This window comes from Aquimarina sp. I32.4 (genome assembly GCF_002924285.1).
In the GTDB taxonomy this organism is placed as follows: Bacteria; Bacteroidota; Bacteroidia; order Flavobacteriales; family Flavobacteriaceae; genus Aquimarina.
In genome coordinates, this window is the sequence record NZ_PGUB01000026.1 from 1 (window position 1) to 20,732 (window position 20,732).

A 20,732-nucleotide genomic window follows, 5' to 3' on the forward strand; every position below is an offset into this window, starting at 1 on the left:
AAAATATTTCCATCATAAGCACGCCAAATACGCCGCCTGAAAGATTTATAAGAACTAATTACCCTAACGATTAATAAAAAAGAAGTCTTTCAACGATTTGAGTATAGAACATTTGGAGAGATTCAACAAATACTAAAAAGATATGTGGTTTTCTATAACAACGTAAGGCATCATGGACTATTGGGAAGAATAACTCCTATGGAAAAATGGAACAAAGACAAACACTTAATTTTAATGAAAAATAGAGTAGCATAATTAATAATCCAAATTTAAAAGATTACTCTTGTTTTATAGGGGTCAAAACACTCACTACCAAATATACTAAATGTAAAACCGCAAAGTTCTAAATGTAAAATTATAAAGTGAAAACGAGTTTTGAATATCGAACATTGAATATTGAAGTTTCTCATTGCGTCATGATAGATTCCCGATCAAGTCGGGAATGAGCTGTCCTCCCAGCGCAGGCTGGGAACCAAGGAGTACTTATTGGGTCGTGATGGATTCCCGATCAAGTCGGGAATGACAAAGGAACACCGAATGTTGAAGTTTCTCATTGCGTTGTACTGGATTTCAGTCTACATCAAATTAATAATGAATATCGAAGTTTCTCACTCCTCAACCCGTTATCAGTTCTATAAAAAATGTCGGTTTGAGTAGTTTTTTTCTGTTTTATTATGAAAAACTACTTAAATTGACGAATTTGGGATTCAAATAATATCAAAACGCATAACTGGTTACTAAATATTAACTCATAATGAATGTTATTCTTAATAAGAAAGTGAATCCACTAAAAATAGTATTGTTAATATTGATTTTTAATACAGTTCAATTTCATGCACAAGAATGCCTTTGTGGCAAAGGGGCACTCTCTGCAGAAGAAGGAGAAAAACCAGGTTTTACGGCTAAGTTTAAAAATGGTGAAAAATTAATTATATGTTGTGGGTCTAATAATCATGATGGAGAAGATACTTTTATAGAATCAGAATTTGCTGTTTATGATTGTTTGGGTGATGATCTTCCGATTTCTGGTTACAATGCTATAAAAACATGTAGAATCAGTTTTACAAATGACACCTTGCAAATAGCAGAGCTTAGGCGATTAGCTGTTGGTGAAAACTGGGAGTTAAAACCAATAGGGTATAAAACAGAGTTTTTTTATTATGTCAATGATTCTCTTTATAGAGATGAAAAAATTACTATTCCAAAATTTACAATAAGCCAAAAGAGAATTGATGAATTTTATGACTTTTTAGAAAACCCTACTTTTGATGAAAACATTACTGTATATGATCGTATGAGAATAAATTATCAAACAGTAAAGAAGTTGGAAATATTATCTGTGTATGGAGAAGAAAAAGCATTGAAATTATTAAAAAACTATGGAGGGTCTTATGAAGAAGGGTTTTGTTGTGAACTTGCAGAAGCAAAAATGTTTGCTTTAGAAATGATTGATAAAATATCAATCCTTGATGATTGATTGTGAGTATATAAAACAACAGGTTTTTGAATCCTACTAAATTGATTTTTAAAAATAAGCAAAACAAAGGGAGTTTGGTACCAACGATATCTAGTGAGGGGCTAAAAGAAAGGCATCTGCGAATCCTATGGGCAACATGACACTTGGCTTCAATTTTTGGAGGAGGAATAGGTGCGATTTTACTAAAAATCTCGCAAGGCAAAGAAGAGCTGTACACAGATACTACCCATTTTATAATTCAATCGATACTATATGCAATGTTCTTTTCCTCTTTTTTGGTACTTATAGGTACCAAAGCAAAACATCCTGGTTGGGTCGTTTTGTTGGCGATAGGTATATATATTGGTTATAGGTAGTTAATACCGTTACTAGTTTATTAAAATGTAAAACCGAAAAGGAATATCGAATATCCAATGCTGAATGTTGAATATCGAACACTGAATGTTGAAGTTTCTCATTGCGCCATGATAGATTCCCGATCAAGTCGGGAATGACAAGCTTTCTGTCCTCCCAGCGCAGGCTGGGAACCAAGGAGTACTCGTTGCGTTGTACTGGATTTCAGTCTACACTTGAATAACAAATAAATACTGAATGTTGAATATCGAAGTTATCAACCAGAAACCAACTATTTTACCAGTCTGGTGTTGTAGTTAGATTTTTGATTTCTATTTTTTTGAAGGATTGTGTATAAGGAATCTTTTCCCAAGCGTACCAAATACCATTGTTGGATACCCTTTGAGAAGATGGTATGATGGCATCATCACGCAAGGTGTATATGGATGTATAATACCTACCACAATCAGAGGCCATGCCTCCAAAATTTACAGAAAAATATTCTAGAATTAAATCTCCGTTCTCTATAGTATAATACCCAACATCTCCTTTTAGGGTATTGTATGATTGGGCATTGATATCGTTTGATAGTATATGACTTATTAAAAACCGTCCGTTCTTGAAAAACCGAAAAAAAGTAACTAGATCATTTGCAGGGATACTATCACAGGTTGAAGATTTTGTGTACTCCTCATCGGTGGATACAGTGCAGGATTGATATACACAGTTGGTCTTGATGAGGTCATCATCTTTGAGCATATAAGGGGTCTTGCCTAATTTGAATCTATTTTTGGCAGGCCTTAGATTTCCATCTTTTGTAAAGATGTATTGTTTGGTAATAATATTACAAAACCCACACCCATGTATAATACTGGCTATAATAAGAAGGGTTATAATTGATATGAATCTTTTGTAATGCATTTTCTTCTGGGTATTAGCTATGGTTACTCTTCTTCAATAGGTTTTAGGTTATCGCCAGAGTTTCTGTCAATCAATTTGTTATAAGGGTCAATACCTGCTTTTATTGGTTTTTTGTCTGTAATAATGGTAAAGGTGTTTTCGCCTGGTTGTAACCATTTTCGTTCTAGATAATACGGATTTTTTAGAGGTACCTCTTGTGCATCTGTAATATCCTCACCAAATAAGCCTATTTCTATATAATTAGTGGTGTCATCAGTGCGTTCTTCTTTGCCTGTATCATCATAATATATTTTTTTGGAGTCTACGGTAAAAGTAGTTTCATAGCTGCCATTGTCTAATTCTTTGGTAGTAGCGGCGGTAACGCGATTCTCATAAAGAACGATTTTTTTAAAACCATCTTCTACTGCATATTTTAAAGAATCGGGAGCAACTTTGTAAATCGCATCGTATAGATTTTCTGAGGTAGGATAGACCCCCTTCTCATAGTTTTTGTATTCGTTTAGAAAACCTCTGAGTGCTTTATTGATTTTATCTTCGCCAATGATATCCTGTAATTCATACATAACCATAGATCCTTTGCGATACCATATATGAGGGCCAACCTCTACATTGATCAAAGAACGCTCGGGTTTAAAACTAAAGGCTCTGCTACGCAGGTAATCATCTAGAGAGTATTTTAGAAAACTCTTGATGCCATTTTCGCCATACTCATGCTTCATGGTCATCAGCGAGGAATATTCTGCCAATGTCTCAGAAATAATATTTGCCCCTGTAGTTTTACTAGGAGTAACAATATGTGCCCACCATTGGTGCGCAACCTCATGAGCGGTTACCCTAAATGCATAATTAAAATCTGCGGCCTTATCAAAATTGGCAGCAAACCCAAAATTCTCTGAGTAGGGAATAGTAGTTACAAATGATTGAGCAAAAGTAGCATGCGCAGGAAACTCTACAATACGCAGTACAGAATTGGGGTACTCATAGAAATTCTTTGAGCAGTAGTCCAGAGCAACTTGGGCACCTTTGATAAAATGCTCAAGGTTGCGTTTGTGTTTTGCAGAGTGGTAAATCTCTATAGCCACCTTTTTGCCGCTAGGGGCGGTCCAACTTGATTTTTTTACATCATATCTGGCAGATACTACATTAAAGAATAAGTCTGATTGTGACTCTAGTTTATAATGATAGTAGGCTCTGTCATTTTCTTGCCATTTTTTGACCAATTTACCAGGAGCAATAGCGGTCTGATCATTGGCAGTACTAAGTACAGCTTCAAAATTTATATAATTAGCATCTTCATTAAACAGATTTTTTCTGAGTGCGGTAGAATCTGTTCTGGGAGGAAACAGGTAATTCAGTTTTTCTAATCCATGTTTTACACGTACTCCATTATCCACCAGACTACGCTCATAATAAAACCGAGGAAAAATATTATTGTTGAAAAAAGAACCATTATGCAATACCTGAGTCTCCATACTATTGGCAAAACCTTTGGTTTCTGCCAGTACTTCTATCGTAAGATCAGCCTGCTCATTGGGTTGCATAGCATCTGGTAGTTTGTAGAAATACATTCTATATACAGAATCGGTAACTACGGGAGTAAGCACAGTCCCATTATAGCGTATGGCTTGCAAACTGATATGCTCACCTGGATATTGTACCTCTAGCAGTAAGGTATCAATAGCAGTATCGTAATTATTGATAATCTTAAAATCTCCTTTGGCCTTGATGGTACGCTCTTTTGGGAAAATATCAATATATGTTTTGAGATCGGTGACCTGCGGGTGTGGTTGCCCCATGTATTTTGCATACTTTTTTTCTGCCGCAGCGGCTATTTTTTCAGAATGCCCTCCGCCTACAATAGTGTTTATTACTTTAAGGTTGTAATAACTATACCCCGCAACCGCTATAAAAGCGATACTGGTCAATACCAGTGGTAGGATTGTTTTTATGGTTACTCGTTGTTTTGCAATAGTAAATCGTTCTTTGGCAGTAGCAAAAAAACCTCTGATCCAGAATAGTTTACCAATAAACATCAAAATAGCAGTACACAGTATCCAATATAAGTTGAGCCAAGTAATCCCAGTAAGATAATGCCCAAAACCATTGAGATCACTCAAGAAAATAGGAGTAGTGCCAGTAAACATATACATAGGATTACTGCTTTTGAAAGCAAAAGTAACCAGAAGCGGTACCCCAAAATAGATTAAAATAACTACAAAATGCCCCAGAAACTTATTGTTGACAAGTACATGAACAAAGAAAGACAATAAAATAGTCATAATAAATCCAGGAAATACCAATGCAAAATTATAGGTAAAATACATACCCAAATCATACTCAAAATATCCATTGATACTCTGAAATAGAATGCCTATCACAATATTTGACACAACCAATACCAGAGAGATACCAAGAAGGGCTATTATTTTTGAGAAATATAAGCTAGCGTTACTTATTGGTAGGGCATCATAAAAGACAAAGGTTTTGTTCTTGCGGGTACTATGCACGGCTTCTCCCGAGTATATCACCAATATGATAGTAGAGAAAAAAGAAATTACCCCATTGATATACATAACCACATAGCGAGTAAGTGGCAGGTTGGGAGTACCGTATGTTTCATTGAGATTATAAATACTGAATATAGAAAAGAGCACTCCTATAATCAACATAATGATAAATACAGGACTTTTGAAAATAGACAGGAATTCAATTTTGCTAAGTGATAATAGATTGTTCCATTCTGTTTTTTTAGAAAACTCTTGTAGAACAGTAGTGATTTTTGAAGGGGTGTATTGTTCGGTTGGTATTGATGTTCTTTTTTTGCCAGATAGTAGAAACTTTTTATAATCGAATCTAAAAAAAGTGATTAGAAAGAAAATCAACCCTATAAATAACCAAAGTATCCTGTTTAATAAAAAACTACCTGAGACAGGAAGTTGGTTGCTATTAAGCTCATTGATAGACCAGTATTTTTTGACAAAAGAAAAAGCTCTGTTTCCAAAAGGGTCAAGATATGGGGTTAGCCATTGGTTATCCAGACTACTCATAAGATCACCAGAGATGCTATATAATAAAAACAGGCAAATTCCTCCTAGATAGATAATAGGCATTTTCTTGAAAAAAGCCATGAGACAAAAGAACAAAGCTCCTATAGTAAGGGCATTGATTTGTAATAAAAATATAAAAGGGAGTAGGTAAGAGGATAGATTAAAACTAGTATAGGTTCCATAATCTGCTCGATCTAGAAAGATACCAATTCCAAAACCAGTGATTGCCCCGATGACAATAAATATATTGAGTAGGGTAACAATAGTATAACTCCCCAAAAAACGACCCAAAACATACGACTTTTGAGTAATCGGAAATGTAAAATAGGTCTGGGCCGTTTTATGATCTTTATCTCTAAAAATAGGAACCCCCATAATGGCGGCATAAAAGAAAATACAAATGATAGATATTGGGCCAATGACTCCTATTATATTATTGGGGCTATTGATGAATTGTGCCGTAACTGATTTTTCAAAAACAGCCATTATTACAGCAATCGCAAAGCCTAGAGTTACATAAATCCAGGTGGCAGGCCTTTTTAGCCGATAGCGTAGTTCAAATAAAAATATCTCTATCATATCGCTACCTCCTCTTTTTTGTTGATACAGTAAAAGTAGAAGTCTTCTAGGTCATTATGAATAAGTTCAAACCCTTCTCCTGGATGAGCGTCACTATATACACTTACATAAAACTGCCCGCCTCTTAGGTAATTTGATAGTACAGTATGTTCATTTTCTAGAGGATCTAGTGCCGCGATATCAATTTGTTTTCTATATACCTTACCATTTAGAGTGTCTGATAAGGTTTGTGGGTTGCCTTGTACCAGAATTTTACCTTCATTAAATACAGCCATGTTTTTGCATAAATTGGTCACATCATCTACAATATGAGTACTGAGGATTACAACTGCATTTTCTCCCAACTCACTGAGTAGGTTATGAAACCTATTGCGTTCTAGAGGGTCTAGACCTGCCGTGGGTTCATCTACAATAATCAGTTTTGGATTCCCTAATAATGCCTGTGCAATCCCAAAACGCTGTCGCATACCCCCAGAGAAATCCCCAAGGTTACGGTTTCTAAACTTATATAGATTTACCTTATTCAATAAATCTGCAACATAATTTTTGCGCTCCTTGCTATTGGTAATCCCTTTTACCTTGGCAATATGGGTAAGCATCATTTCTGCAGAAACCTTTGGGTATACACCAAAATCCTGTGGCAAATACCCTAGTACTTTGCGTAACTCTTGAGGTTGTTTAAAAACATCAATACCATCAAAATCAATCGTTCCTGAATCTGCCAATTGTAAGGTAGCAATGGTTCTCATCAATGTAGATTTACCAGCACCATTTGGCCCCAAAAGCCCAAACATTCCTTTTTCTAAAGTCAAGGAAACATTATTTAGCGCTTGTGTTCCATTGGGGTATGTTTTGTTAAGATTTTGTATGGTAAGCATATTTTTTAAAATTTACGGGTTTATACCATACTACAAATTAAAATTACTGTGATAAATCCCTTTTTTCTTTGCGATTTCAAAACAAAAAAGCATCATTTTATTTTCTATGTAATTCTAAATCATAACAGATATTAGATACTTCAATGTTAGTAAGATTTGTTAAGATTATGTTACATAATTTGAGTTTTTTTTAAATAAAATTACCTTTAGATGTGCAGGGATAACACGTCTGTGATAATAGATATATCAGTATCTTTGCAAGATCAAATTTATTGTTACCATGCAACAACTTCGTAGAAACAGAAGATTAAGAACCAATGATGCAATTCGTTCTTTGGTTAGAGAACATACAATAACTCCTCATGATTTTTTAGTGCCTTTATTTATCGTAGAAGGCAAAGGAATTAAAGAGGAAATAGCCTCGATGCCAGATTACTTTAGATATAGCTTGGACTTGCTAGGTAAAGAAATCAAAGAATTATGGGTGATGGGATTAAAATCGGTATTACTTTTTGTAAAAGTTCCTGATGATCTCAAAGACAATAAAGGTACAGAAGCCGTAAATCATGATGGATTAATGCAACGAGCTATCAAGACAGTAAAAGAAGCAGTGCCAGAAATGGTGGTAATGACAGATGTTGCCCTAGACCCGTATTCTGCATATGGACATGACGGTATTGTAGAAGAAGGATATATTATAAATGATGAAACCTGCAAGGTACTTGCAGAAATGGCGTTATCTCATGCACAGGCAGGAGCAGATTTTGTAGCACCTAGTGATATGATGGATGGGCGAATTTTGAGTATTCGTGAGCTTCTAGAAAAAGAAAACTTTAAGAATACGGGCATTATGAGTTATAGTGCCAAATATGCATCATCATTTTATGGCCCTTTTAGAGATGCACTGGATTCTGCACCAGGGTTTGGTGACAAAAAAACATACCAAATGGATTTTGCAAATCGCGATGAAGCGATCAAAGAAACCTTGATGGATATAGAAGAAGGAGCAGATATCGTGATGGTAAAACCAGGATTGTGCTATCTTGATCTGGTACGAGATGTAAAAGATGTAGTAGATGTACCAGTAGCAGTATACCAAGTAAGTGGTGAGTATGCAATGCTCAAAGCAGCAGCAGAAAAAGGATGGCTGAATCATGATGCAGTTATGCTAGAACAGATCATGGCATTCAAAAGAGCAGGGGCACAGATTATAGCAAGTTATTTTGCCAAAGATGTAGTGAGACTTTTAGGTTGATTTCTTTTTTGATTAAAGAATCGGTAAAAATAGCTATAACGATTGCTTGTAATCTAGTATAATACGTTTGCTCTGTCTAGGTTAAAATCAAAAAGGAAAACCAACATAAATCATACACACAATGGTAAGTAAAGACAGATTATATCAAACATTTGGAGAATTATTCTATGTACTGGCGATGCGGGATGGGGTTATTCAAAAAGAAGAGGTAGAAATACTAGAGCAAATTCTAAAAGGACATCCTAGCGGTGCAGAAATTAAATGGTCTTTTGATTATGAAAGCAAAAACCAGAATGATATCGAAACTTTATATAAAAAAGTAATAGAAGTATTCTCTGATAATGGCCCTGATAAAGAATACGACTTTGTACTGTATGCATTGGCAAAAATTGCAGAAGCTAGTGAGGGGATGAGTGATAAGGAAGAAGAAATGGTGACTGGGTTTTCAAAAGAATTATTAGAACGATTTAAAAAAGATATAGAGAGAATAAAAGAAAAATATAGATAGCCATTGATGAAAAAAATCCACAAATTAAGCGTATTATCTGGTGTGATAGCTTTGTTTTCTGCAAGCTGTAAATCTGATAAAAAAGAAGAATCAACCATTACAATAGGCACAAAAAAAGAACAAGTTTCTCCTTATGATTTAGGGAAAAGCGTGTTTAATGGTAAAGGAAAATGTTATACCTGTCATAAGGTTGATAAAAAATCTATAGGCCCTTCTGTTGATCAGATCATGAAGGTGTATGCAAAGGAAAAAGGGGACTTAACAGCATTTTTGAAACAAAAAGCTGATCCCATCGTAGATCCCGAAACATATGCTGTAATGAAAACTAACTTTGCTATCATTCAAACATTTAGCGAAGAAGAACTTGAGGCGGTCAAAGTATATATGACAGAAGTAAACACAAACGAAACAAAATGATACATAAATTAATACTGTGCTTTCTTCTGGTTTCTGGTGTTGCTATGTCACAGCAATCTACTCCCAAAGATGCTTTTTTAGAAAAGTGGAAAAATTCTAAGGATTATCTCTTGAAAATTGCTGAACAGATGCCTGAGGATCGGTATAACTATAAGCCTACGGAGCGCGAAATGAGCTTTAAAGAACAGCTATTTCATATAAGAGGTAATATGCTTTGGTTGGGTACTACCTATTTTTCTAAGGAAAAATTTGATAGAGAAGAATCAAACAGTAACCTCCCTGAAACTAAAACAGAAATTATAGAACTTGTAGGTACTGCATTTGATACAGTATATGCACAGATACAAAATACCAAGGATAACGACCTATCACTTGAAGTTGATTTTTTTGCAGGACCTAAATCAAAACTGCAAATCCTAAATCTCTTACAAGATCATGTTACCCATCATAGAGGACAACTTATTGTATATCTCAATCTAAATGATGTGAAGCCACCAGGTTTTGTAGGGTGGTAATAATTTATACTAAGAACTCAAGGTGAGTTCTAATAATACATTTCAAAAACCGTACTTTAGTACCATATTTAAAAATAATATGACCCTATTAATTATTTACGCCGTACTGTCTATTTTCTTTTCTTTCTTGTGTTCTATACTAGAGGCAGTATTGCTGAGTGTGACACCAACTTTTATCAATCTTAAAAAGAAAGAAGGGAAATCCTATGCAACAACATTAGAGGATTTAAAAAAAGACGTAGATCAACCATTGATTGCTATTCTTACCCTAAATACCATTGCTCATACAGTAGGTGCGATCTTGGTAGGAGTACAGGCAGAACAATTACCATATAAGGTAGAAATATTAGGAGTTAATATGGTAGGGATTGTCTCTACTATTATGACATTGTTGATTCTGGTATTATCAGAGATTATTCCTAAAACTATTGGAGCAACATTCTGGAAACAACTGGCAAATTTTACTTCGAAGGCATTGTTGATTTTGATTGCGCCTCTAAAATATACAGGTATTCTATGGATATTACGTCTTACGACCAAACTTATAGGTGGCAAAGGACATCATGGATCAGTATTGAGTAGAGAGGATTTTACTGCAATGACAGATATCGCACATGAAGAAGGTGTTTTTAAAGAATCAGAATCCAAGGTAATTAAAAACTTGCTGAACTTTAAAGCAATTTTGGCCAAAAATATAATGACTCCGAGAAGTGTTCTAAAAATCGCTCCCGAAGATCAGAATATAGCCGATTTTTTTGAGGATAATAAAAAATTGAGATTTTCTAGAGTACCTGTTTATAAAGATAATCCAGATCATATTACAGGATATGTGCTCAAAGATGAGGTGTACAAAGAAATGGCAGAGGATCATCATGATAAAGTGCTGGGAGACCTAAGAAGACAATTATTTGTTGTTGATCGTAATGTTGCAGTACCTGATTTGTTTGAGAAACTGGTAGAGCAACGTGAGCATATGGCATTGGTCGTAGATGAGTATGGATCGGTAAGTGGTTTGGTAACGATGGAGGATGTGATCGAAACTTTATTAGGATTAGAAATTGTTGACGAAAGCGATACAGATGCTAATATGCAAGATTTAGCCCGTAAAAACTGGGAAAATAGAGCTAGAAGATTAGGTCTTCTAGAGGATAAAAAAGAAGAATGATCGATGAGGTGCACATAGAGACCCCTCTGGGAATGGCTACTATCTTTGGTGATAAAGATGGTATCATCCGTGTTTCTGTTACCAAAGAATCTACCCATTCCCCTTCTACAAATATTCCATCTCATTTAGAAGGAGCCGTAATGCAACTACAAGAATACTTTGAAGGACAGCGAGCAGATTTTGATCTTAGCCTAAATCCTGCAGGAACAGATTTTCAAAAAAAAGTATGGGATGAATTACTCAAAATTCCTTTTGGAAAAACAGTATCTTATCTAGATATTGCCAAGAGATTGGGGGATCCAAAATCGATTCGAGCGGCTGCGAGTGCCAATGGTAAAAATCCGCTGTGGATTATTGTGCCTTGTCATAGAGTCATCGGTAGTGATGGGTCTCTTACTGGATATGCTGGTGGATTATGGAGAAAAAAATGGTTGTTGGATCATGAAAATCCTGTAAAACAACAATCATTGTTCTAGTTTCTATCCAGTTTTGTTATTTGTAAACAGATAGAAGCTATTTTATTAGTAAGTGTCCAGTAAACTACACTGTAAATAATTGTTTTCACTGCGAAGTATCGTTTTCAGATACTTGAGGGAATGGTCAAATCACTAGTTGAGTACGATTTGCAATTGATCAGTTCATGGAAAGATGTTCAGGTAATCGAATTGAATATTCAAAAAGACCACATTCATTTGGTCTTTTCTACTCCTCCAAAGGTTTCCATATCGGAATATATAGGGATATTGAAAGAGAAGATGGTAATCAAGCTTTTTAAAACCTTTCCAAATCTAAAAGAGAAACCGTATTGGGGCAATCATTTTTGATCGAGAGGATGTTTTGTAAGTATGGAAGGATTAGACGAGGCTATGATAAGACGATATGTAAAATATCAAGAACATCATGATTCGAAATGAGTGTTATGACCCTTAGGGTCTAATCTAAAATCCAAAGCCTCCGTTTTTAACGGAGGTTGTTTACTTTTCGCATATCTAAGATGTATGTTTGCTATAGGTTATTTTGATTACGTATAGCCATACAAGTTATTCAATACACACACACTTCTTGGGGTTAAGAATTTCCAATTGTATTTAGAATTTTTTGATCTAAAATACTCTAAGTTTCAAACATCAAAATACTCAAAAGAATCATCATAATACCCTCCTTGAGATTCCCTGATTTCTACCAGTAATTCTTTAGTTGATTTTTGGGTTTTTAAACTTGATTTTTCATCTTCTATTTCTTCTATTTGAAATTGCACATAATCTTTATGTTCTACAATCTTCTTTAAAACTCCTTTTTCTGATTTCGCATTGAAATTTTCATAATAAAAAGAGGTCTCTGGATCATAATGTTTCAACTTATATTTATCAGCTTCTAATTTATTAATCGTTTTGTTTAATTCTTTGACTAAGGAGGCTATTTGTAAGCTATTAAGTATTATATCGATAGAATCGTCCCTGTTTATTTCCTTTTGCAACAGGAGTAATTCATAATAATTTCGTTCTTCCCAGGCCTTAGAGAGTTTTTTCATCCATTCTTCTCGAGCTTCCTTTTCTAAAGGGTCTATAACTAAATCAGGATGTGCTTTCTTAACTAAATCTCTATATAGTTTATGAAAATCATTATTTGTTGTTTTTACTTTTTCATGTTGAGCTTTGTGTTTTTCTTCTGTATCGGTTTGGTGAAACTCCTGATATTCTTTCCTATACTCTTCAGACTGTTTTTCTTGAAATTGTTTTATGAAATCGGGGTCATTAAGATCTTCAAAACTAAAGTCCTCTACATCTATATCTACCCCCATATCTTTTAAAAACTCTTTGGTCAAATCGTTCATCATTTCTTTTTCATTATCTCCCATGTTTTCTATTTTAAATTTACTGATTTCTGATTGAATATTTACAACTGTTTCCGATTCATACCCTGAAGAAAGTAAAGAATCAATCTCATTTATCAATTTAGTTTCTATCAGTTCTTTTTGCCAAATAGCAAATCCTTTTTGTTGATATCGTTGATAAAGTTTTATGATCAATTGTTCTTTTGATCGCAATAATTTTTCTTCTTCTTTTTTGCAATGCTCATTATATAGTTTTCTTGCAACATTTATGTTATCAGTAATTTTTTTTATTTGTTTATTCAGCTGCTCTATTTTTTTTATTTTTTTATCTATACTTTTTGCTTGTTTGTTATCTGTTGTAGTAGACTCATTAACTGATATAACGAGATGATTAGAAGAGTGTTTGATATTTTTCAAAATGATTTTTTTATATGAAGAGTGTTAGTTGGAATAAATTTCAATAAAAATATAAAAAACACAAAAATTAGTTTCAATATTTAGTGGATTTTTGTTATCATTTTTTCAACAATCTTTTTGAGTTCATACGTAGTTTTGTTTCAAATTGTAAATTGGTTATAATCTTTTTTGTATCACAATTCCTGTATTATAGTTTTCAGCATAGTCTTTCGTTTTCTATTGTCAACATTTTTAACGGCTATACCCAAAGATTTCCTGGAGCCAACAAAAATCGCCATTTTTTTAGCACGTGTTAAAGCGGTGTATATTAAGTTACGATATAGCATCGTAAAATGTTGCATAACTATAGGAATGATTACTACATCAAACTCACTCCCTTGTGATTTGTGGATAGTTATTGCATATGCCAAATCAAGATCTATAATATCTTGTTTTTTGTAATAAACTTCTCTGTTTTCTGTTCCTGATTTATAGGTAACAACCAAAGTCGTTTCTTGGGTGTCTATTGCGGTTATATTCCCAATATCCCCATTAAAGACTTCCAAATCATAATTATTCCTTCGCTGGATTACACGATCTCCCATACGAAATACACGATCTCCCATAAGTAGAACAGCTTTATCCTCACTTTCAGGATTGAAAGTTGCCTGTATCAATTGATTCAAACTTCTAGTCCCCATACTACCGACAGACATGGGAGACAAAATTTGAACTTCAAATTTTTTCCCAACTCGCTCTTTGATCGTTTTAGTGTATAACCTGATAATCATTTCAGAAGCAATAAAACCATAGTTCAAGGATGACCAAGGGTGAATATTACTAAGTATTTCTTTTAAAGCGTAAGCCTGCGTATCTGATTTTAATAATGTTTTAATATTGGTTTGCATATATTCTTCAGGAACAGAAAAGATGTAAGATTTCACTCCTTGCTTTTTGATTTTTACAATTTCTTCGGGCGAGGTTGATTCAATATAATAATCGTCTTCTAGAGTGATAACCTTGTAATTTTCGTCCACATCTTCAGCTGTACTTTCTCTTACAAATGCCATTCCCTGATTCTCAATTACATAATTCATAGAGACACGAATTTTCTTGATAAAATCCATTTGTTTTTTGGTAGCCTCTTCCGAATCAAAAAACAAACAATCCTTTTCTTTATTCCATATTTTAGGTTGATGAATTGGTGATTCTATTTTAGGAATAATTCCGTTATTAATCTGATGAGCATATTTAATAATCTGACTTTGCTGGGCTTGACGAAAAACCTTAGTCAGTTCTAATAATGGCACTTTTTTACTATCAATTAAATCTTTCAATACATTTCCTGCTCCTACAGATGGTAATTGATTAGCATCACCAATAAGTAATACTTGTGCTCCTAAGGGGATTGCTCTTAATAGAGATGAAGCCAAAGAAATATCCAACATTGAGCTTTCATCGATGATTACAAAATCTGTTTCTAGCTGATCTTCTTCGTTCTTTTTGAATTGCCCAGACATGGGTTGCCAAATCAATAAACGGTGAATAGTTTGTGTTTCCTCACCAATCACTTCAGCCATTCTTTGTGCAGCTCGGCCAGTAGGAGCAGCCAAAGTGACCTTCTTTTTCATTGCTTTTAGTAATTTTACTAATGCTTTTGTCATTGTTGTTTTACCGCAGCCAGGGCCACCTGTTAAAATAGAAAAACTATATCTGGCCGCATCCAAAACAGCATTGTATTGTTCTTTACTTAAGGAAAATTCTTGTTGTTGACTGTATTTTTTTAACCATTTTTCTATACGTTTAGCATCAATCTCAATTTTTTGAGAAATGAATTTTTTCACTCGATTTCCGGTAGATAATTCATCGTAATAAAGTGATTTAGAATAGTAGCATTTTATGGTTTGTTTTTCTTCATTTTTTAATCGAGTTTTTAATTCATTATCTTTTTCCATTCCACCAACCTCTACAATCGCCAATTCCTTAAAATCCTCTTTTAAAAGCTTTTCTACCTCAGTAAGGATAAGCTCCAATTCTAAATAGCAGTGTCCCTGATCCCTACTTGCTGCAAGCACATGAGCAATAGCTGCTCGTATTCTTTTTGGGCTATTTTTTTTAATTCCCATACTCAAGGCTATTTTGTCCGCAGAAAAGAAACCAATTCCATAAATATCCTTAGATAATTGATAAGGGTTATCCTGAACAATTTTAATAGCATCATTGCCATATTTTTTAAAAATCTTAACCGCAAACAAAGTACTAACGCCGTATTCTTGCAAAAACAACATGACGTTTCTAATCTCTCTATGCTCTGTCCATGAAGATGTAATTTGTTCCAGTTTGGTTTTAGCAATTCCAGGAACCTCGGTAAGCCGTTCAATATCATCCTCAAAAACGTCAAGAGTATCATTCCCAAAATATTTAACTATGCGTTTCGCAATTTTAGGACCAACACCACTGATCATACCAGATCCAATATATTTTTCTAAAGCAGAAGCGGAAGCTGGTTTTTTCTCAACGACATTTTGAGCTTTAAATTGATCTCCATATTTGATATGTTGTGTCCATTCTCCCTCAAATTCCATTGTAGCTCCAGCAAAAACATTCGCTTGATGAATGGTAACTGTTTTTACTTCGTGCGGGCTTGTGACAGGGTTTACACGCAAAACTGTCCACCCATTTTCAGGGTTATGATAAGTTACACGCTGTATGATTCCAATAAATTTCTCCACAATTACAATATAACTTTTTTGATAGGCTAATAAAATCTCTTTAGTTTGTAACATAGAACTCATCTTGACTTTTTCTTTTTTCGAAAATGAGAAGATGAGTTCATAATGATGGTTTTTTTTAAAACAGATCTACTGGTACTTTACCCCAAATACTGGGGGTGAAGTGTCAGTTTTATTGAATTGATTTACTAAATAAATACATCTATTTTGATCGATCCTCGGGAGAAGGAATAACCTGCTTAGGTTCTTTGTCTTTTTCTTTGAGTCGATTCATAACCTCGCTAATAGCTCTATCTAGCTGTACATCGATTCCTTTGGTATCTTCTCCTGGGTTTTCAGGAACATGAATATCAGGCTCGACACCATGACCTTCTGCAAACCAAGTTCCATCGGGGTTATACATTCTAAAAGTAGGGACAGTAACATACCCGCCATCAATTAGTTCAGGAGCTCCAGAAATTCCGATAAGCCCTCCCCAAGTTCGTGTACCAATAAGAGGTCCAATTTTTCTTTTCTTGAAATAATCAGGAAAAGCATCACCACCGCTACCGCTCCATCCATTGATAAGCATCACTTTTGGTCCGTAGTGTCCTTTAGGAGGCCATGCCCAATCCTGACCTTCTCGTACCTTATAATAACTCAATAACGGACGGTTTAATAGCTCTACAAACCTATCAGGGATTTGTCCTCCGTTATTAAATCGTTCATCAATGATTAATCCATCTTTATGATGTTGTGCATAGAACATTCTTACCAATTCTTCCTGCCCGTCTCTTCCTGTACTCGGTACATATATGTAACCTATTCGTCCTCCAGATTTTTCATCTACATACTTCCTCATTTTTTCTATCCATGCAAGATTTCTAAGTCTTGTTTCACTTTTGATAGGTTGTACAAGGTATTTTTTACTGTTTTTACCATCAGAGGTTTTGCTTACAGTGATTTCTACGGTTTGATTGGCTTTTCCTTCTAGAGCAATATAAGGGTCTACATATTCTGATAAATCAATCCCGTTAACTTGTAGTATATAATCACCCTCATTTACCAAGATACCAGGTTTTCTCAAAGGAGACTTTATTTCTGTATCCCAAGAAGCAGGAGTAATGATCTTTTTTATTCTGTATTTCCCTTGATGCATTTCCCAATCGATACCTAAATACCCCATATTTTTATTAGAAGCATGTACCATATCGCCACCCCCTCTATAGGTATGTGAGGCATTCAGCTCTGCTATCAGTGACCCAATGATTTTGTTTAGATCATTTCTGCTTGCGGCATATTCAACCAGAGGTTCATATTTTTTCCTCATAGCCTCCCAATCCAAGCCATGTAATTTTTTGTCATAGAAAAAATCTCTTTCCAAACGCCATGCATCAGTAAAAATCTGTTTCCATTCTTCTTTAGGAGTAATAGTCATTTCCATTTTAGAAGTGTCGATAGGGTCTTTTATAGATTGACCTTTGGCTACTTCTACAATCCCCATTTTTTCTTCACTGAATACCAAGATGCTTTTTTTATCAAACGAAAGCTGGTAGTTTTCTACATTATCGAGTATGGTTTCTTCTTTATCTTCTTCAAAATCATAATATTTTAAAACTGATTTTTCATCTTTTGAACCAGTTCTGGGATGTTTTAAGAAAATAATTTTATTCTTGGCAGCACTTAATTGTCCACCGTTACCCAATTCAACTGGTAATATGATCATTCTTGATTCGATTCCCTCAAGATCTACACGTAGTGGTTGTATTGACTGATCTTTTTCTTTTGTGTCTTCTTTTTTCTGATCCTTGGTAGCTTCTTTCTTTTTAGAATCTTCATTTATAGCAACAACATCATTTTTTAATTCGATAGGATGGATAGCATCTTTAGTAAGAGGAATGATTCCTATTTTTGTTGCATTTGGATATATCCAGCTATTATCATAGTCACTATAAACAGGCTCAAAAGCTCTATCTGTACTGCAATAGATATACTGATTATCTGAAGAGAAAACAGGGTTTGCATCATAGTAAAAAGCAGAAGTTAGGATGTTTTTTTTCTTCTTTACAATATCATATAGTATGATTTGTTTGTTGTTGTTTTTATGAGAGTTGGCGTAAGTGATATAATTACTGTCATTTGACCAACTAACAGAAAAATCAGACAGTCCGTCTTGAAACAATTGTATCTCCTGATCTATTTCTGTAATTGTATTGGTGGTTATGTTTGCTAGTTTAATATGCATCTCTTGATCTATAAAGACCAATTTTTTGCTATCTGGAGACCAGAATAATTGATACCTGAACCCTTGCCCTTGTTGTGCAATCTGTTTTTCGGTATTGTTCTTCAGGTCTTTGATCATTAGCTCATATTCTCCTGTCTTATCACTCCAATAGGCAATATATCTTCCGCTAGGAGACCAGCTAGGATATCGCTCTGCAACTCCACTGGTGCGGGTAAGATTATGAGTAATTCCATCTTTTTTTGGTACAGAGAATATATCTCCTCTGGCACCTACAATAATTCTATTACCATCTGGTGAAATACCAACGCTTTGAATGTATTTTTCTGCTTTCTTTACCTGAGGTTTTAGCGAGGTAAAATCTCCAACTACATCAATTGATATGGCTTTGGTCTTTTTTGATGCTAGATCAAGTAGGTATAAAGTGCCACCAGCTTCAAAAACAATTTCTGATGTTCCTATAGATGGTCGTTCTATATCATACTCTGTAAAGAATGTTATCTGCTCATGCTGTTTTGATTGCAGGTTATATCGCCAGATATTAGATTTTTTAGAAGCACCATTGTCAGAGAGGTAGAATAAGTCATCATTATTCCACATAGGTAATTCATCATTTGCATTGTTGTTGGTAATGTTTTCAGAAGTAAGTGTCTTTGTGTTAAAAAGATAAATGTCTGCGGCTGTTCCTCCTCTATATCGTTTCCAATTTCTATACAATCTAGATTTGTCTGTCATGGCAATAAGGGTTCCATTGGTGTGCAGATCTAATTCTTCGACTTTACTGATAGGGATTCTAAGGGGTAATCCTCCACCAATAGAAATTTTAAAAGCCTTAGAGAAACGTTGCTTACCACTTTCCATTTCTGAGGTATATATCAAAAACTTACCGTCTGGTGACCATCCTTTGATATAATCAGGCATGCCATGTGTGGTAATACGTTTAGGAATTCCCCCAGTTACAGGAATGGTGTAGATATCAAAATTCCCGTCATAATTAGCATTGAATGCAATTGTTTTTCCGTCAGGAGAAAATTTTCCTGTTATTTCCCGACCTTGTTTTGTTGTTAATCTATGTGCAGTACCACCTTGCTTTGTTACAATCCAGAGGTCATCGGCATATGTAAAACATATATGAGAATTAGAAACATCTGGGTGTTGTATCATTTTTGCTGGCAATTGGCCATAATTTTGATTAGGTAAAAGATACAATAAGGTAAATAGCGCAATACTCTTTGCGAGATTTTTCATGTTATAATTGTTTTTTGTGATTGATAAATGTTGTTTTTAAATAAGACTTATAATTTCTCAAAATGTAATAGTAAGAAGATTGATTGTTATAGGTGTATATAGAGTTAGCAAACATTATTCTTTATTTACCCATTCTAAAAAATCTTTAAATATGTCATTCCAATGTTCTTCAAACTTTCCGTTTTTTAATTCTTTTCCAAATCCATGATCTAGATTGAGATAAGTTTTGAAAGTTAAGTTATTTTTTTTGTGCCTAATAAATTCAATAGGTATTAAATAAGTAGATTCTATTGGTACAGCTTGGTCTTTTGTTCCTATCGCAACAAATATTGGTTTGTTAATCTGTAATAAATTATCAATGGGAGGTTCAGAAAAATGGCTCCATCTATTATAACTATTGTTTTTTCCTTCCCAAAATTTGTCTGTAGCATTAGGGTGTTTCATTATATCTTTAAAGGTATTAAAAAGAGAGTCTATTTCTATCTGTGCTTCTTCCTCACTTATTTGATTTTTGTCTGCTTTTTTTCTAATAAAGGTTATAAATTCAAGAAATTGAGTGTATCCACCTCCAGACCAATACCCAAAATAGTTACATCGTTATTTATGGTTCCTAATTTAGCAATAACATCACTGCCTTCAGAATGTCCAAGAGCAATGATTTTTTTTAAATGATTTTTATGTCTTTTAGTTAAATCTTTAATCACCTGATCCGCTTGAAATGTTCTGTAGTCAAGAGTTTGGTTTTTATAATATGATTCAGAAACAGAAATATCCTCATCTAATTTGGTGCAAAACGGAATCCCTTTTTTAGAAATCAATACAAAAAGGTAATTATCGGGAATATTTTTAAGCTTTATAGGTACTGTAGTTCCTATCCAAGATTTCTCTTTTTCTCTTTTTACCTGATATAAAGAGTATGCCTTAGAACCCTGGATGTAAAGAAGTATTGTGGTTAGAGAGTCAATATTTCTTTTAGCATAAGTGTGATAATTTATTGTGTCATTCTCTAATTTAACAGAATAATGATTAAACATGTCTAGATCTTTGTCATACTGTGCAAAAGATAATTTACAAATGCTCATAAAACAAGTAAATAAAATTAATGTTTTTAGGTGTCTCATGGTTTTTTCTAATCTTAATTAATGATAGCTTATACAGAGGTTATTTCAAAAATATCTTAAATAACTTTTCTTTTTAAAAGATTGT

The 20,732-nt window shown here is 34.2% G+C and carries 18 protein-coding genes; 10 read left to right on the top strand and 8 right to left on the bottom strand.

Features of this window, described 5'->3' with window-relative positions:
• The first annotated feature begins 69 nt into the window (after window positions 1-69).
• The 3 genes from CVD18_RS07850 (at window position 70) to CVD18_RS07860 (ending at window position 1,833) form a co-directional block, all read left to right on the top strand.
• Window positions 70-255: an IS3 family transposase gene (locus CVD18_RS07850; protein WP_255409425.1), complete on the top strand. Its 186-nt coding sequence runs from the start codon at window positions 70-72 to the stop codon at window positions 253-255.
• Window positions 256-754: 499 nt separating this feature from the next.
• A complete protein-coding gene (locus CVD18_RS07855) occupies window positions 755-1,477 on the top strand; it encodes a hypothetical protein (protein WP_103864895.1) in 723 nt (240 codons plus the stop codon).
• Between the two features lie 143 nt (window positions 1,478-1,620).
• Window positions 1,621-1,833 (top strand): hypothetical protein, encoded by a 213-nt coding sequence (locus tag CVD18_RS07860; protein ID WP_103864896.1) that lies wholly within the window; start codon window positions 1,621-1,623, stop codon window positions 1,831-1,833.
• 274 nt (window positions 1,834-2,107) lie between these two features.
• Here CVD18_RS07860 and CVD18_RS07865 read toward each other — a convergent pair whose 3' ends face one another.
• Genes CVD18_RS07865 through CVD18_RS07875 form a run of 3 tightly spaced genes read right to left on the bottom strand, consistent with a single transcriptional unit; the run spans window position 2,108 to window position 7,235 of the window.
• Window positions 2,108-2,731, bottom strand: a complete 624-nt coding sequence (locus tag CVD18_RS07865) for a hypothetical protein (protein ID WP_103864897.1) — start codon at window positions 2,729-2,731, stop codon at window positions 2,108-2,110.
• A 23-nt stretch (window positions 2,732-2,754) separates the two neighbouring features.
• Complete coding sequence (locus tag CVD18_RS07870; protein WP_103864898.1) at window positions 2,755-6,357, bottom strand: M1 family aminopeptidase; 3,603 nt, start codon at window positions 6,355-6,357, stop codon at window positions 2,755-2,757.
• Window positions 6,354-7,235: an ABC transporter ATP-binding protein gene (locus tag CVD18_RS07875; protein WP_103864899.1), complete on the bottom strand. Its 882-nt coding sequence runs from the start codon at window positions 7,233-7,235 to the stop codon at window positions 6,354-6,356. The genes CVD18_RS07870 and CVD18_RS07875 overlap by 4 nt, the downstream gene beginning before the upstream one ends.
• A 280-nt stretch (window positions 7,236-7,515) precedes the next feature.
• Between CVD18_RS07875 and hemB the strand changes: the two genes are divergently transcribed.
• The 7 genes from hemB to tnpA all read left to right on the top strand — a co-directional run bounded on the left by hemB (window position 7,516) and on the right by tnpA (window position 11,919).
• The gene (hemB, locus tag CVD18_RS07880) at window positions 7,516-8,490 is read left to right on the top strand and encodes a porphobilinogen synthase (protein WP_103864900.1); all 975 of its coding nucleotides are present in this window, start codon (window positions 7,516-7,518) and stop codon (window positions 8,488-8,490) included.
• A gap of 121 nt (window positions 8,491-8,611) precedes the next feature.
• Window positions 8,612-8,998, top strand: coding sequence for a permease (locus CVD18_RS07885; RefSeq protein WP_103864901.1), 387 nt, complete (start codon window positions 8,612-8,614; stop codon window positions 8,996-8,998).
• Between the two features lie 6 nt (window positions 8,999-9,004).
• Entirely contained in the window at window positions 9,005-9,415 is a 411-nt protein-coding gene (locus tag CVD18_RS07890; protein ID WP_103864902.1) for a c-type cytochrome, read from the top strand.
• The gene (locus CVD18_RS07895) at window positions 9,412-9,930 is read left to right on the top strand and encodes a DinB family protein (protein ID WP_103864903.1); all 519 of its coding nucleotides are present in this window, start codon (window positions 9,412-9,414) and stop codon (window positions 9,928-9,930) included. Before CVD18_RS07890 ends, CVD18_RS07895 begins: the two co-directional genes overlap by 4 nt.
• 79 nt (window positions 9,931-10,009) lie before the next feature.
• Complete coding sequence (locus tag CVD18_RS07900) at window positions 10,010-11,095, top strand: CNNM domain-containing protein (RefSeq protein WP_103864930.1); 1,086 nt, start codon at window positions 10,010-10,012, stop codon at window positions 11,093-11,095.
• Window positions 11,092-11,571 (top strand): methylated-DNA--[protein]-cysteine S-methyltransferase, encoded by a 480-nt coding sequence (locus CVD18_RS07905; RefSeq protein ID WP_103864904.1) that lies wholly within the window; start codon window positions 11,092-11,094, stop codon window positions 11,569-11,571. Before CVD18_RS07900 ends, CVD18_RS07905 begins: the two co-directional genes overlap by 4 nt.
• Before the next feature lie 78 nt (window positions 11,572-11,649).
• On the top strand, window positions 11,650-11,919 hold the full coding sequence (gene tnpA / locus CVD18_RS23115; RefSeq protein WP_255409426.1) for an IS200/IS605 family transposase: 270 nt from the start codon (window positions 11,650-11,652) through the stop codon (window positions 11,917-11,919).
• A 296-nt stretch (window positions 11,920-12,215) separates the two neighbouring features.
• Here tnpA and CVD18_RS07915 read toward each other — a convergent pair whose 3' ends face one another.
• The 5 genes from CVD18_RS07915 to CVD18_RS07935 all read right to left on the bottom strand — a co-directional run bounded on the left by CVD18_RS07915 (window position 12,216) and on the right by CVD18_RS07935 (window position 20,647).
• On the bottom strand, window positions 12,216-13,346 hold the full coding sequence (locus CVD18_RS07915; RefSeq protein WP_103864905.1) for a hypothetical protein: 1,131 nt from the start codon (window positions 13,344-13,346) through the stop codon (window positions 12,216-12,218).
• 173 nt (window positions 13,347-13,519) lie between these two features.
• Window positions 13,520-16,111: an AAA family ATPase gene (locus tag CVD18_RS07920; protein ID WP_103864931.1), complete on the bottom strand. Its 2,592-nt coding sequence runs from the start codon at window positions 16,109-16,111 to the stop codon at window positions 13,520-13,522.
• A gap of 148 nt (window positions 16,112-16,259) precedes the next feature.
• Window positions 16,260-19,526 carry a S41 family peptidase gene (locus CVD18_RS07925; protein WP_103864906.1) on the bottom strand — a complete coding sequence of 1,089 codons (3,267 nt, stop codon included), beginning with the start codon at window positions 19,524-19,526 and terminating at the stop codon, window positions 16,260-16,262.
• A gap of 114 nt (window positions 19,527-19,640) precedes the next feature.
• Window positions 19,641-19,970, bottom strand: a complete 330-nt coding sequence (locus CVD18_RS07930) for a dienelactone hydrolase family protein (protein WP_103864907.1) — start codon at window positions 19,968-19,970, stop codon at window positions 19,641-19,643.
• 92 nt (window positions 19,971-20,062) lie between these two features.
• Window positions 20,063-20,647: a hypothetical protein gene (locus CVD18_RS07935; protein WP_146052732.1), complete on the bottom strand. Its 585-nt coding sequence runs from the start codon at window positions 20,645-20,647 to the stop codon at window positions 20,063-20,065.
• Window positions 20,648-20,732 lie beyond the last annotated feature (85 nt).